General features: G+C 55.6%; 14 protein-coding genes. 4 read left to right on the forward strand and 10 right to left on the reverse strand.

Annotated elements, in window-relative coordinates:
• Positions 1–60: 60 nt before the first annotated feature.
• The 7 genes from AUP42_RS04010 to AUP42_RS04040 form a co-directional block, all read right to left on the reverse strand.
• Positions 61–1,236 (reverse strand): MFS transporter, encoded by a 1,176-nt coding sequence (locus tag AUP42_RS04010; RefSeq protein ID WP_062949106.1) that lies wholly within the window; start codon positions 1,234–1,236, stop codon positions 61–63.
• A 52-nt stretch (positions 1,237–1,288) separates the two neighbouring features.
• A complete protein-coding gene (locus tag AUP42_RS04015) occupies positions 1,289–2,320 on the reverse strand; it encodes a GlxA family transcriptional regulator (protein WP_062949108.1) in 1,032 nt (343 codons plus the stop codon).
• A 163-nt stretch (positions 2,321–2,483) separates the two neighbouring features.
• On the reverse strand, positions 2,484–4,172 hold the full coding sequence (locus AUP42_RS04020; protein WP_062949110.1) for a hypothetical protein: 1,689 nt from the start codon (positions 4,170–4,172) through the stop codon (positions 2,484–2,486).
• A gap of 279 nt (positions 4,173–4,451) precedes the next feature.
• Positions 4,452–5,054 (reverse strand): PqiC family protein, encoded by a 603-nt coding sequence (locus AUP42_RS04025; protein WP_170954030.1) that lies wholly within the window; start codon positions 5,052–5,054, stop codon positions 4,452–4,454.
• 14 nt (positions 5,055–5,068) lie between these two features.
• On the reverse strand, positions 5,069–6,754 hold the full coding sequence (locus AUP42_RS04030) for an intermembrane transport protein PqiB (protein ID WP_062949114.1): 1,686 nt from the start codon (positions 6,752–6,754) through the stop codon (positions 5,069–5,071).
• On the reverse strand, positions 6,751–8,037 hold the full coding sequence (locus AUP42_RS04035; RefSeq protein WP_062949116.1) for a paraquat-inducible protein A: 1,287 nt from the start codon (positions 8,035–8,037) through the stop codon (positions 6,751–6,753). Before AUP42_RS04035 ends, AUP42_RS04030 begins: the two co-directional genes overlap by 4 nt.
• A 150-nt stretch (positions 8,038–8,187) precedes the next feature.
• Entirely contained in the window at positions 8,188–9,087 is a 900-nt protein-coding gene (locus tag AUP42_RS04040) for a LysR family transcriptional regulator ArgP (RefSeq protein ID WP_062949118.1), read from the reverse strand.
• Positions 9,088–9,408: 321 nt separating this feature from the next.
• Between AUP42_RS04040 and AUP42_RS04045 the strand changes: the two genes are divergently transcribed.
• Positions 9,409–10,035, forward strand: a complete 627-nt coding sequence (locus tag AUP42_RS04045) for a LysE/ArgO family amino acid transporter (RefSeq protein WP_062949120.1) — start codon at positions 9,409–9,411, stop codon at positions 10,033–10,035.
• 60 nt (positions 10,036–10,095) lie between these two features.
• On the opposite strand, the gene AUP42_RS04050 is transcribed toward AUP42_RS04045, so the two are convergent.
• On the reverse strand, positions 10,096–10,674 hold the full coding sequence (locus AUP42_RS04050) for a thymidine kinase (RefSeq protein WP_007089895.1): 579 nt from the start codon (positions 10,672–10,674) through the stop codon (positions 10,096–10,098).
• Positions 10,675–10,752: 78 nt separating this feature from the next.
• The gene (locus tag AUP42_RS04055) at positions 10,753–11,664 is read right to left on the reverse strand and encodes a LysR family transcriptional regulator (RefSeq protein WP_062949122.1); all 912 of its coding nucleotides are present in this window, start codon (positions 11,662–11,664) and stop codon (positions 10,753–10,755) included.
• Positions 11,665–11,774: 110 nt separating this feature from the next.
• On the opposite strand from AUP42_RS04055, the gene AUP42_RS04060 reads away from it, so the two are divergent.
• Together AUP42_RS04060 and AUP42_RS04065 are read left to right on the forward strand one after the other, a co-directional pair.
• Entirely contained in the window at positions 11,775–12,455 is a 681-nt protein-coding gene (locus tag AUP42_RS04060; RefSeq protein WP_062949124.1) for a type 1 glutamine amidotransferase domain-containing protein, read from the forward strand.
• Between the two features lie 70 nt (positions 12,456–12,525).
• Positions 12,526–12,726, forward strand: a complete 201-nt coding sequence (locus tag AUP42_RS04065; RefSeq protein ID WP_062949126.1) for a heavy-metal-associated domain-containing protein — start codon at positions 12,526–12,528, stop codon at positions 12,724–12,726.
• A 65-nt stretch (positions 12,727–12,791) separates the two neighbouring features.
• Here the strand turns inward: AUP42_RS04065 and AUP42_RS04070 are convergent, their stop codons facing one another.
• Positions 12,792–13,997: an MFS transporter gene (locus tag AUP42_RS04070; RefSeq protein ID WP_062949128.1), complete on the reverse strand. Its 1,206-nt coding sequence runs from the start codon at positions 13,995–13,997 to the stop codon at positions 12,792–12,794.
• Between the two features lie 135 nt (positions 13,998–14,132).
• On the opposite strand from AUP42_RS04070, the gene AUP42_RS04075 reads away from it, so the two are divergent.
• Positions 14,133–14,891, forward strand: coding sequence for an AraC family transcriptional regulator (locus AUP42_RS04075; RefSeq protein WP_062949130.1), 759 nt, complete (start codon positions 14,133–14,135; stop codon positions 14,889–14,891).
• Positions 14,892–15,073 lie beyond the last annotated feature (182 nt).

Below are 15,073 nucleotides of genomic sequence, written 5' to 3' on the forward strand. Positions count from 1 at the left end.
TCCCCGTTCGCCCTGCAACTCGAACCGCCGGTCCATGGACCGGCGGTTTCTTTATCTGGCTTATGCCCGCTGCGTCACCGCCAGCCGCCCGCCAAGCCACATCAGGATCATCGCCATCACCAGTACAGGCAAAACACCGAAATTAATGATGTTCCATCCCGCCCCGGCAATCAGCGCACCTGCCACCAGCGATGCCACCGTCCCGGTGATGCTGTTGCCAAGTTCCATCAGGCTTTGCGCATGGCCGCGTTCCGATGCGTCATGCCCCTCGCCCAAAAGCGTCGTCCCCGCCAGCAGCATCAGATTCCAGCCAATCCCCAGCAGGAACGAACTGATCAGGAATGCCGAAAAACTGATCCCCGATACAGCAAAGGCGACACTGAACACGAGTGCGATCGCGCCAACCATCGCCATCAAACGCGCACCAAACCGGTCAATCATCGGACCGGCGACAAAGGCCGGTAAAAACATACCGATAATGTGCCAGCGAATCACATTCGCCGCCGTATCAACATCAAACCCGCAAAACTTCATCGCAAGCGGTGTTGCCGTCATAACAAGGATCATGATGCCATGCCCTGCGGCACTGACTGCAATCGCCCCGCGCAGCCTTGGCCGTTTCAGAAGTTCCAGCATAACCGCCCCGCCCGTCTTGGTTTTTGCCGGAACCCCGCCATCCCGCAACATCAACATGATCAACGCCGCCAATGCCGCCAGCCCGGCGAGTGCCAGATACGATCCGGTAAAGGGGATCGCGACCATATTGCGGGTATGACTGGCAATTTCCGGCGCAATCAGGGCCGCAAGAACGCCGCCGCCCACCACAAGCGCAGCCGCCCGGCCCTTCTGATCGTCACGCACCGCTTCTAGTGCGGCATAACGGTAATACATCGCCGATGCCTGATAGCCACCAATCAGCAATGTACCGAGACACACCAGACTGAACTCTGCCTGATAAACACCACCCGCCACCACGGCACCGCCAAGCACGCCGCTGACCGCGCCCAGAAACAATCCGGTCCGCCTGCCATAACGCTGCATGATCATCGCCAGCGGATGCACACAGGCAAGGTTGCCCAGCAACAATAACGCCAGCGGCAGGGTCGCCAGCTCCGGCACAGGGGCCAGATCAATCCCGATCAGGGATGTAAGGGTGATCCCGATCAGCGAGCAGGACCAATAAAGCGCCTGGGCAATAAACAGCAGACGCACCGATCCATTGGTCAGTAACAGCATGTCGCCAACTCCAATAAAAACAGATGATTACGAAAATATCTTCGCCGTTCGCCTACACCGGAACGGCCATCGGCCTTCGTCCGAAACGGTCGGCATATTCCTGCGGACTGACCGACAGATGGCGTTGAAAGGCCCGGCGCAGGGTTTCCGGATGACCAAAGCCGCACAGCCGCGCTGCGCGCGTCACGGTCATCGCATCATCCTGCAAAAGGGCACGTGCGGCTTCAATCCGGACCCGTTCAACATAACGTGCCGGTGTCATGCCAAGATCGCGGGTGAATACCCGCGAAAATGTCCGGGCCGACATCCCCGCACGATTTGCCAGAACTTCCAGCGACAAATCACCGTCCAAGTGGCCCGGCATCCATTCCAGCAGCCCGGCGAGCTGCGCGGTCGCCCCGATGGCAGGCGTCAGATAGGCCGAAAACTGCGCCTGCCCGCCTGGCCGTTTCAAAAACATCACCAGCCGCCGCGCCACGGCAAGGGCAATGGCACGCCCGTGATCGGCTTCGACCAATGCCAGCGCCAGATCAATGCCCGCCGTTACTCCGGCGGATGTAAAGATATGCGGATCACCGTCCATACCGGTCGCGTCATAGCTATGCAGTCGATCCTCGATCACATTGACCTTCGGGAAATGCGCGCGCATCTCGTCGCAGCGTGACCAATGCGTGGTGGCCATCCTGTTGTCCAGAAGCCCTGCCTCGGCCAGGATCAACGCACCGGAACAAACCGAGCCAAGTCGCTCGACGTGGCATTCTGCCCGCGCCAACCATTCCAGAATATCCTGGCGCTGGCGCAACCGGTTCACACCATCGCCACCAGCAATCAGGACAGTATCGGTTTCATCCAGATCAAGGTCCCGCCAATCCAGATCGGCATAAAGCCTGAACCCGCCTGATGTCTGCACCGGCCCGGCGGCATCGGCAATCACCAGCAACTCATAGGCCCGTTCGCGCCCCTGCCGTTCCAGTTCGGCATTGGCTGAGGCAAAAACCTGCAACGGCCCGACAACGTCAAGGCTCATGACATCGTCAAAGGCAAGGCAGGCGACGGTTTTCGTGCTGGTTGTGCTGTCAGGCATGGCAATCCCCGTTCATCAGGAATACAGCATGCCTCAGGTTACTGTTGGCAACAATGACAAACACCCCACGAATCTTGCCACAACATCTGTTGCCACAATCTTCGCGGGGTGTGCCTCTTCGCAGCTTTACTGCGTCTCCCCACCAAACTCTGGATCGGCCGCCCTAAAAACCGCTTCGCTGCAAAAGGGCATAGAAATCACGTATCGTGCCTTCCTTGGCCGTCATATCCTTGATGTCATCAACAAGCTTGTCGGTAAAATTCGGCTGTTTCAGATAGCCGACGACCCTTTTTCGGGCCATGGATGCCGATTTCCCCTCAATCAGAACACCACTCGAACAGAATTGCACCAGCATATAGGCACGCTTGCGCAGATGAAGCGACGGATTGTCGATCCGCTCAATCACTTTTTCACGCACCAGATAATCCGCCAGCCCCTCGTCAAGCTTGTCGCCAATGCGCTGTTTCTGTTCGTCGGAAAGTTTCGATGCCTGAAGCGCATCATTCATCACGGTGACCGTCGCCATCTTGTCACGTGGTTTGGCATCACTGTCGCAAAATGCGCGCAATGCCCGCATATCCTTGACCGTATCCATCAGCATATCGAAAACTTCGTCCCCGAAATCTTCGACAATCCCGGAATTCATAACTGCCAGCAGCCAGGCCATCTTGCGGCAATTCGGCCCCATGCGACCGTTGATTTCCGCCACCCCGTCAATCATGGCACGCGGACCACCAACATTGCGAAGACGCGCGCCGCGCTCGGCCAGGGCCGATACCATCGGCGCCCCGTAAACAACGCCCTTCTCGCTCACCAACCGGTCCAGAATACCGACCAGCGGATCAGGATCGCTTTCATGGCGGGTCAGACTGTTCGCACTACGCAACTCGCGAACAATATAATCAAACAGGGCTTCCTGCGATGTCGCCAGCAAGCCCGAACCAAACAGCGGGTTCAGCAATTCAAGAATATCATCGGCTGAACCGCGATTGCCACGCGCCCGCCCCAACGCCAGATCGATATGCAGGATTACGGCATCGCCAAAGCTGCGCGAACTGCCAAGCAATTCTTTCAACGCCACTGGCGATCCCAGAATGTCGGCAATAACATCGTCAAGCAGCTTGCGCGCGGCCTCATCTTTCTCGTCACCCTTAACCTTCAACGCCAGGTCAAGCTTGCCAACCCAGTTTCGGCTTGACGACAACACCCGCGTCAGCGCAACCATGGTCAGAAAGTCGGTATCCTCCGCAAGATTCAGACGGCGAATTTCATCACGGACTTCGGAAATGGTGGCATCTTCAAATGCCGGAAGGTCGACCTTTTCGACCTCGCGCGCACGCGCGGCCAACTGCTCGATCGCGCCATGCAGCTTGTTCATGGCCTCGATATGGTCGCCATCGGTCGCCTTGGCATGAATGCCGGCCACCTTGTCGACAGCAGTCGGCATCAATGTATCATGAAACATCAACTTGCGCAGATTCTGGTAATTATACATTACCTCGCAAGGGGTCAGGATTTCCTGTTCGAAATATTTGCGTAGCAGACGATTGATCGTCGCACGGCTTTCCGACTGCAAAAGGTCGTTATCGGAATCACAAAGCGGTGCATCCTCAATCGCCGAGACACGAACATCCTTGTCGTCGTCTTCGCCTGCACCCTGCTTTTCCAGAAGAACTTTTTCGATATGTCGACCGTCGGCGCGTTCCCAATCACGAACAACCCTAACGGCGGAGACCTTGGTCTTTAAAAGCTTTTCAGCCTCGTTAACCGCCTCTTTTTCGACATCAAAGGTCGAATGAATGATCCAGCGTTCCCCACGCTGAACCCTTACTTCAAAGGTCGTATCCGACATAACGCGCACTGGCTCCCTAACTTCCTGTATGGGGGCGGCATTTGCATGCCCTTACTCAGTCAGGCGCGTGTCCCATCATTTTTATATTTATACTTCTTTATAAGGCAATTCTGTTTCTGAAAACAATAGGGCGAATTCGAACTTTTCAAATGTTATCGGAAATCGTGGTATTCCAGCAAAACAGCTACCATTCTGAATACATCAAAAAACAATCATACAACCGAAAATACACATACCTTGGTATGGCCGGCTATACCAAACCTATCCTTTCGGCAAATTTCAGCGATAAGACCGGGCAATGGAATCGCTCAGTCGCGCCAAAAGATCACTCATGGCAGCAACGGTTGCCTCGGTGGTTGTGTCTTTCGGAACCACGGTGTCAGTAAACCGTTCGGACACGGCAACTTCGCCGGAATTGAAATTGACGATTTTCCAGCGTGCCGCCATCTGCACGGAACCGTCCGGTTGGCGCTCAAACTGCCCAAGATCCACCACGATCTGCCAGACAACCCCGTCACGTGAATTCCACGGGAATGTCTCGATCCGTTGCGGGCTCAGTCGATGATCCAGATTTTCCACCAGGACACGCTGAATGTTTTCATCCAGCGGCTCGGCCCAGCGATCAAACTGATTGATCACCAACCGGTTATCGCTGCTGCGTGTTACGATCTGGCTGCGATCCAGATGACTTGGGATAGTGATAGGACCAACGCCGACCACCGCCGTTCTGGCCGCCCCCGACGGCGCAGAAACATCATCCGGGGACAACAGGAAATAACGTTCCTGAACCGGTGTGCTGCATGCTGCCAGAACTCCCAGCGATGCTACAAACATTCCCGCCATCACACGATTGCGAATTTTTGCCATTGCTTTCGGTTTCATCTGCAATTCCTGCATCATTCTTCCTCCCGGCGGCCCGGTTTGCCCAGGATCAGGGCATTCGGATTTTGTTCAAGGAATTCGGCAAGATCACGCAACGACCGGGCTGCTGCCGACAATTCCTTCATGGTTTCCTCGAAATTATAGCGGACCGGCGAACTGGGCGAGGTCACATCACGCACCCCGCCAAGCGCAACCTGCGCGGTTTCCAGTGCTTTCTGGGTTGCCGGCAATACGCTGGTATCAAGGTTCGTCACAAGCTGGTTCACCCCGGCAGCAGCCTGTTTCAGGCTATCCATTCCTTCGATGATTGCCGGTGATGTAACGATATTCTCCATTCCCTCGACAGTTCCCAGCAGGCGGATACCGATTTCCTCTATCGGGAATGTCTCGACCTTTTCAAGCAGCGAGGACAACGAATTGCTGATCTCGTCTATTTTCTGCGGCAATGTCGGCAGTTCGGGAATTCTCGCCTGCCCGTCACCCAGATACCGGGCAGGTGTCACCGGATACATGCCAAGATCGACAAACAGTTGACCGGTAATAAAGCTTCCGGTTTTCAGTCGCGCCCGCAAGCCGCGCTCGACCAGAATATCCATGATCTGCGCATAGTCGGTATTTTCGGGATTCTGCCCACCAACCATCTGTACCCGTTCCGGTTCCAGCGTGACTTCGACCGGCACCCGGAATGACTGGCTCGGCACAACATATTCCAGATTGACGCTGTTGACCGTACCCACACGGATGCCATTGAACTCCACCGGCGCCCCCGGCGTCAGTCCGCGAACGGATGAATCGAAATACAGCATGTATTTCTGGGTGATGCCATGTGCCAGAATTTCCGCCTGTTTGCGATTATCATTAAGCCTGAATACCGTATCGGATTTCGCTGTTTCGGAATTAAGGCTTTCTTCCGGCGTATAGAAATTGATCCCGCCAGCCAACACTGAGCGCACCGATTGTGCACGCACCGAAAAACCTTCCGCATTCAGATCAAGGCTGATGCCGCTTGAATTCCAGAACCGCGTATCGCGCTTGACCAATGCATCAAACGGCTTGCGAATATAGATCGGGATAGACACCTTTTCGGCGGCGGAATCCAGGTTGGTATCAAGGACCTCGCCAACCTCGACCCCGCGCAGCAGAACCGGGGTTCCCGACGCGACCGAACCGAGCTCCTCCGCCATCAGGATAAAGCGTGTTCCATCCGTACCATCGGGCACATATTCCGGTTCTTCCGATCCGGTAAATTCGCGCGCTTCCTTCCCCGATTTATCGGGTACAACCTCGATATAGGCGCCTGAAACGATGGTTTGCAGGCCGGAAATACCCTGTGCAGAAACACGCGGGCGCACCACCCAGAATTTGGTGTTCTCAGTCAGATAGGGCTCGAACTCCGAAGTCATGCGCAGGGTCAGCACGACATGATCAAAATCCTTGCTCAAATTGATTTCGGTCACCTGTCCGACATCGACGTCACGATACCGCACCGCGGTTTTGCCCGCTGTCAGTCCTTCGGCCGATTCAAATGTTACGGTGATTTCCGGGCCCTTGGCCGACGCTTCGCGCCATAACAGCCAGCCGCCAATGATCAACGCGACAATCGGCACGATCCAGATAACCGGCAGGTTCTGAAATGCCTTTTTCACCTCGGGCCTGCCCGGCTGCCCCTGATCGGCATTCCGGCTGGTGTCGTCCGTCATGATGACATCCCCTGTTCCTTTTGCATTCCCGCCCGATCCCAGATCAGCCGTGGATCAAACGCCATTGCCGACAGCATGGTCAAAATAACCACGGCACAGAAGGCCACAGCACCAAATCCCGGTGCAACGGTTGCAATGTTACCCAATTTCACAAGTGCTGCCAGTATCGAAACCATGAACACATCAACCATCGACCATCGGCCGATCAGTTCCGTGATCCGGTAGACCAGCGTCCGCTGCCGAAGCGGCCCGCTCAATCCCAACCCTGTTGCAACATAAACCCACCCCAACAGCACGATTTTCAGGATCGGCACCACGATGCTGGCCGTAAAAACAACAATCGCAATCGGCCATTCACCCGATTGCATCAAAACCGCCACCCCCGACAGGATGGTATCGGATTCTGCGCGTCCCAAATATGTGATCGTCATGATCGGGAAAATATTGGCCGGGATATAAAGCACCATCGCCGCCACCAGAAGCGCCCACGCCCGCGACAGGCCTCCTGCCTTGCGATGATGCAGATGCGTCCCGCATCGTGGACATTTCCCGCCGGTTTCCCGTGCAGCACTATCGGTTACGACAAACGCGCATGTTTCGCAGGTCATCCAGCCAGTTGCCTTTGTCTGCCCGGCATTGGCACGCAGCTCTTCCAGATCCTCAAGCGTCGCATAACGCAAATTTTCCGGCGCCAGTCGCCGCCAGATGGTCCTCGGATCCAGCGTCGTACTCATCAGCAATGTCGCCGGGATCAGCAGACAAACCGCATAAAAGGCAGGCCCGGCGATGACATCGGCAAAATCCGTCAGCTTGGTCAGCGCGACCAGAAGCCCGATCAGGAACACATCCAGCATCGACCAGGGCCGGATCACCGCCAAAACCCGCCAGACCGCCCGCAGGCCCGGCACGACAAAGCCGAAATAAAGCGGCATCAAAACATAGATATATGCCCCGATCAGCATCAGGGGGGCTGCAATCGACGTTAACGCCACCATAAAGGCCAGGAACGGAAAACCTTCCTGCCAGAAGGTCACAACTCCGCTTAGCAGTGTGTTGCTTTCGGTGCGCCCTTCCATGGCAAAGGTCAGGATCGGAAATGAATTGGCAATCAGAAACAGGACAAGTGCGGTAATGGCGAAGGCCAGCGGCCGTTCCACAGTGCCCTTCTGCGCCTGATACAAGGGCGACCCGCAGCGCACGCACCGCGCCACAAAGCCCGGTGGGATGTCGTCTTCAACATGCAGGTAATCGCAATGTTCACAGGCAACAAGGCGATGCGACATTCAACCTTCCTGTTTCCATAAGGCGTTAGCGCACAGTCTGGAAGTCATGTGAGTAAGCGGCAGAATTCATCCCCTGTCAAATCTGATTGGCAAATCGGATCGTCCTTATGCCATATGGCGAAAACCGAAAATAAACGCGATCCCAACCCTTTAGTTCCCGATTTGGGGCAAATAATGGCGCGCTTCACCCAGAACGATCTCATTGACCTGCGACAGCAATCCGCTTTGCATATTCCAGTGATGCCAATAAAGCGGCCGTTCGATTACATGCGGGCATGGCTGCACCAACCGTCCGCTCTGTAAACCTTCCGCCGCCTGATGCTCCTCAACCACGGCATAGGCGATACCCTGCTCGGCCACGGTAACGAAACCTTGCGAACTTGGCACCGTATGGGCCGGAAATTCCCCCGGCACCAATCCGAAATACCTGTTTAAGAACTGGTTTTGCAATTCGTCATGGCGCGAAAAATTCACCGCCGGACAGGATCGCAACACATCCGCCGTCACCCCATTGGCAAAATACCGGTCCCGGAATTCCGGCGCTACCACCATGATATAGCGCATCGCCCCCAATGGCCGCACCCGGCATCCCTGTATCGGATCGGGCCGTAAACTGACCGCGCCCAGCACGGTGCCAGCCTGAAGCGCCTCGTGATTAAGGGCCTCGTCATCGACCGTCAGATGCACCAGCAGGTCAAGCTCGTGAAATAACCTTTTGGGAACTTTGACAAACCATGTCGCCAGACTGTCGGCATTCACCGCAATCGCGATCTGGCCGAAACGGCTGGCAGAATGCAGCTTTGGCAGTTCATCATATAATTCCTGCTCAAGCAGGCTGACCCGCTGATAATGCTGCAACAGCCGCTTGCCCGCGTCGGTCGCGGCAATCGGTTTGGACCGGACGATCAATGGCTGCCCCAACCGGTCTTCCAGCAACTTGACCCGCTGGGATATCGCCGACTGCGTCAGGCCAAGATCACGCGCCGCCTTCTCAAAACTGCCATGCCGGATCACCTCGGCACTGGCCTGCAACAGCTTGTAATCGATCATTTTATTATCCCAACTTCATCCACCAGCCACACACATATTCATCAATGGATCACCCGCCACCAATAATGCATCACGGACACGAATCAGCCTCGCCTGCCACCAAGGATGGATCGCCTCATCAGAGCTGCATCACCCTTCCACACAACCATGCTCCCCTGCTGCTTAAACAGCTTGCGAACCAAATGATACCGGGGCTGGTCATACGCTGCCCTGCCCACCTAGAACATAAAATTTCCTAATACTATATCATGATAATTCTATTTTTTTATTTATCAAAGCTGCTATCCCTGCCGCATCGACAACGATTTTGCGGGATGAAAAATGCTTCTGACCTTTGCGACCGGATTTGGCCTTGGCGGCGGGTTGATCATTGCGATTGGAGCACAGAACGCCTTTGTACTGGGACAAGGATTGCGCCGAAACCATCCGGTGATGGTGGCATTTGTCTGTGCGTTGTGCGATGCCGTGCTGATTGCGGCCGGGGTTGCCGGTCTGGGAACGCTGGTTGCCACCTACCCGATCCTGACCAAAGCCGCGGCATGGGGCGGTGCGGCCTTTCTGATCTGGTACGGGTTTGGCGCGCTAAGACGCGTATTTGAAACCGAAACCCTGTCAGAAAGCGATGTCAGGCAGGCGGGCTGGAAGGCGGTTCTATCGACCACACTGGCCGTAACCCTTTTGAACCCGCATGTCTATCTTGATACCGTTGTCATGCTGGGCGGGATTGGCGGGCAGTTCCCCGCCGAGGAACGGTTGACCTTTGCGCTTGGCGCGATGAGTGCGAGCTTTGTCTGGTTCTTTGCCATCGCCCTTGGCGCGGCGTGGCTGGCGCCCTATGTCGCACGGCCAATCACCTGGAAAATCATTGATGGCGTAACCTGTGCGGTGATGTGGCTGGTGGCTTACAAGCTGATCGCACCGGAAATCGCGCCCCTGATTTATTCCTGAGTGAAAATGAATAATCGACGTGATTAAACATTTTTTGTGAAGAATAGAGATTCGGGCGGCTTATTTGCCCATCGCTTCCTTGAAATGCTGACGGCAGACGGAGACATATCGATCATTGCCGCCGATTTCGACCTGGGCTCCCTCGCGCACGGTATTGCCGTTTTCATCAACGCGCAGAACCATCCCGGCCTTGCGTCCGCAATGGCAGATTGTCTTAAGCTCGCTTAGTTTGTCGGCCCAGGCCAGAAGCCATTTAGAACCTTCAAAAAGCTGCCCCTGAAAATCGGTACGGATGCCATAGCACAGCACCGGTACGCCAAGCTTGTCGGCGACATCGGAAAGCTGCCAGACCTGATCCTTGGTCAGAAACTGCGCCTCGTCCACCAGCACGCAATCAATCCGGCCTTCATCAAGCTTTTCCCCGATCAGGGCGCACAGGTCGGTATTGCCGTCAAACAAGACGGCCGGGGCTTCAAGGCCAATGCGCGATGCGATCTTGCCAACACCAAAACGATCATCAAACGCCACGGTTAGCAGAAGCGTCTGCATGCCGCGTTCCTGATAGTTGAAGCTTGATTGCAGAAGTGTCGTCGACTTGCCCGCATTCATCGACGAATAATAAAAGAACAGCTTGGCCATGGTTCCCCCTGAAGAGCGTTATTGGGGAATAGCCGATCAATCAGGATTGATCAATATGACAACAGCAGCCAAAACCGGTTATCCGCCATTGCGGCCCATATCGATGTCGCGCAGTTCGCGCCGCATAAAATCAAGCAGCGACTGAATTTTGGCACTGCGCGTCACACCGGCCGGAAAAACTGCAAAAACTTCAAGATCGGGCAGTTTGCAGTTCGGCAACACATGCACCAGATCACCACGCGCAATTTCATCGGCAATATCGCAAAACGGCACAACCGCAAGCCCGTGCCCGCCGCGCAGGAATTGCAGGCGGGCGGTTGCATTATCAACCCGGACACTGCCCGAGACCCGAATGGATTTTTCCTGATCATCGCAGGTCAGACGCAGCGTTTCAGGAACCCGGCTATACATCACCCAGTCATGATCGGCGAGCTGTTCGGGGGTTCCGGGCAGTCCAGCCCGCGCAACATATCCCGCCGACGCCGCAATGATACGGTGGGTCTGATAGAGCTTGAAACTTTTAAGGTCCGAGCTTTTGAGCGGCCCGGACCGGATGCCGATATCAATCCCGCGCCCGATCAGATCGACAACCTCGTCAGACAGATGAACATCAATCGCCACCCCCGGATAGGTCTGGCGAAACCGGTCAAGGATCGGCACGATCCGAAGTGTGCCCAGATGCACCGATGAGGTGATCGATATCTTGCCGACCGGCTCGTCACGCAGGACTTCGACCCGCTTGCGGGCGGCCTCGGCCTCCAGCGCAATCGTCCGGCAACTGTCGTAATAACGCGTTCCGGCATCGGTCAGGCTGAAATTACGCGTGCTGCGCCGAAGCAGCGGCACGCCAAGTTTGGCTTCAAGCTGCCGGATCTGATGGGATACCGCAGCACGGCTCAGCCCCATCTTGCGCGCCGCGGCAGAAAACCCGCCATCCTCGACCACACGGGCGAAAATTATCATTGCCCGAACTTCATCCAGTGCCGACATTTCATACGCTCATTTAATTTGACAATCTGTCCAATTCTTCGACCTTTCGCAAATTAGATCAGCATCCTATCCTTGGTGCAAATCCTATTCACATATCGAGGACCAAAACGATGCGTATTCTGATGATTGTGACGTCCCACGACAAAATGGGCGATACCGGCCACAAAACCGGTATCTGGCTGGAAGAACTTGCCGCCCCCTATTTCCGGTTCCGCGATGCCGGTGCCGATATCACGCTGGCATCCCCCAAGGGTGGTCAGCCGCCGCTTGATCCCAATAGCCAGGTTCCCGATGCCCTGACCGAAGCGACCAAACGGTTTGAAGGTGATGCCGATGCCCAGAAGGCATTCGCCAACACCGTGAAACTTGATGGCCTGAAAGCCGATGATTACGACGCGCTGTTTTATCCCGGCGGTCACGGGCCGCTTTGGGATCTGGCGATTGACGCCAAATCCATCGCCCTGATCGAGGCATTTGTCGCACAGGACAAACCGGTTGCCGCCGTCTGCCACGGCCCGGCTGCGTTCGTTAATGCCAAAACCAAAGACGGCAAGCCGCTGGTGTCGGGCAAAAAAGTCACCGGTTTCACCAATGACGAGGAAAAGGCCGTCGGCCTTGAAAAAGTCGTGCCGCTTCTTATCGAGGATGAATTCACCAAACAGGGCGGTCTTTATGAACGCGGTGATATGTGGGCGTCCCATGCAGTTGTCGATGGCAAACTGGTGACCGGCCAGAACCCGGCATCTAGTGACGCGGCCGCCGACGCAGTTGTCAGATTGCTGGGTAAATAATCGCTTGACCTTCCAGCGACTGGAAGCCCCATAGTCGGATCATCGAATCCAAACGAACGGAGCCACCGGAATGCTGAAACTGAAAGTCGATGAAATGAGCTGCGGCCATTGCGCCGCAACTGTTACCAAAGTCGTCGAAGGCGTTTCGGGCGTTGAAAAAGCCGATATCGACCTGGCCAAGGGCGAAGTAACCGTGACCGGCAATACCGATGTCGCAGCCCTGATCGCCGCCATTGACGATGCCGGTTACCCAGCCCGTGAACTGGCCTGATCGCACATCACACCAATGAAAAGGCCGCCCCGATGGGCGGCCTTTTTTGTTCCGGCATGCGGCATTCAGGCGTCAGGGACGTGTTCGATATCGGGCAGGAAAATCGCAAGGAAGCCGATGGCTGGTAACCACGCGCAAAGCTGATAGACCGGCCCCAGCCCAAAATGATCGGCCATCACGCCAAGAATGGCCGCGCCAATCCCGCCAAGTCCGAAGGCAAGGCCAAAGAACAGACCGGAAATCATGCCAATGCGCCCCGGCACAAGTTCCTGCGCATAGACCACAATCGCCGAAAAGGCCGATGACAGGATAAGACCGATGGCAATCGAGAGCATCACAGTTGCCCCCAACCCGACATAGGGCAGGATCAGCGCAAAGGGCAGTGCCCCAAGGATCGATCCCCAAATCACCTTTTTGCGGCCAATCCGGTCGCCAACCGATCCACCGATCAGCGTCCCCACCGCGACCGAGGCCAGGAAAATGAACAGATAAATCTGGGCGTCGCCTTCTGACAGCGGGAATTTTTCCATGAGGTAAAACACGTAATAGCTGGTGAAACTGGCAAGATAGAACCATTTCGACAGCATCAGACAGAACAGAACCGACAAGCCGACAATCACCTGGCGTCGGGCCGGAAGATTTGCCGCCAGATGAACAACACGCGGGCGGCGCACGGCATGGCCGTTGCGTTTATACCAGCGCCCGAGCAGCGTCAGGATCACAGCACCGGCCAATGCAGCAAAGGCAAACCATGCCAGACTGCCCTGTCCGTGCGGCAAAACCACGGCGACCACCAGCAACGGCCCGATGGCTGAACCGACATTGCCGCCCACCTGAAACAGCGACTGCGCAAAGCCATGCGCCCCGCCCGATGCCAGACGCGCCAGACGCGAGGATTCCGGGTGAAAGATCGATGATCCCACGCCGAGCATCGCACTGCCCATAATCAGTATTCCATAACTGGTTGCCGAGGACAGCACCAGAAGCCCCGCCATCGACATCCCCATACCAAACGGCAGGGAATAAGGTTGCGGTCGACGGTCGGTGAAATGACCGATAAAGGGTTGCAACAGTGATGCCGTCACCTGATAGGTCAGAGTCAAGAGGCCAAGCTGCGCAAACGATAGATCAAAGCCGCCCCTGAACACCGGATAAGCCGCGACAAATAGCGACTGGATCATATCGTTCAGCAAATGACAGAAACTGGCCGCGCCCAGAACCGGCAAAACGGTTCGGGCCACCTGCGGACGGTTAAGAACGGCTTCGTTCATCGTTGACCTCGTTGAAATGACATTAAACGCACGCCTTGGTGCGTTGATCGTCATTATAAAAATTGCAAAACGGCCCACTACCGCGTTAGGGTCAATTTATTACCAGACTGGGCCAATCATCGCAGACAGGCATCAATGTCATCATTTCGCGAAGTTCCAAGACCGGTTATCGCATTGGGTACGGATTATCCCGACGGTCACGTGATTGCCGCACACCGCCATGATCGCGATCAGTTGCTGTATGGCATGACCGGGGTTTTGATGGCATCAACCCCGCAAGGCGCATGGATGATGCCGCCACAGCGCGGCATGCTGATTCCCGCCGGGGTGATCCACGAAGTCCGCCTGTTTGGCGATGTCAAAATGCGGTCGCTTTATCTGCGCCCGGACCGGCTTGGGGATACAGACAACCAATGCAAGGTGGTCGGCATTTCATCGCTGATGCGCCATTTGCTGATCGAAGCGGTTACCGTCCCGCCGGAATATAACATGGCGGGCCGTGATGGTGCATTGATGGCGCTGATTGAACATGAAATCAAACGGTTGCCGGTCCTTCCGCTGTCGCTTCCGTTGCCAGAACAGGCGGGATTACGGGAAAAATGTCGGGCGTTTCTGGCCTCCCCGACCCCGCATGAAACCATTGATGACTGGTGCCATCATCTGGGTATGAGCCGCCGAAGCTTTACCCGGCAGTTTCGCAAGGAAACCGGATCAAGCTTTGTCGAATGGCGTCAACAGGCCTGCATCCTTGCCGCCCTGCCAAGACTGGCCGCCGGCGAAGCCGTGACAACGATTGCGATGGACCTTGGCTATGACAATCCCGCCGCGTTCAGCAATATGTTCAAACGCATTCTTGGTGCATCACCGCGCGATTACAGGACCACAGACACTTAGGAAGATATTTGACCTGTGAGCTTACAAAAACCTAGAACATCTGGATTAATTCACCAGACAACAAGCCAATACGCATAGAAAATGGTTAAGCCCATAAATTAATCGAGCTTAACCATTGAAAAATAAGGCTGATAGAAGTTCGTTTAGCGCTCATCAGCCATATCTGGGTCTGAACTTTGGCG

The sequence above is a fragment of the Thalassospira lucentensis genome (assembly GCF_001613805.1).
Classification (GTDB): domain Bacteria; phylum Pseudomonadota; class Alphaproteobacteria; order Rhodospirillales; family Thalassospiraceae; genus Thalassospira; species Thalassospira lucentensis_A.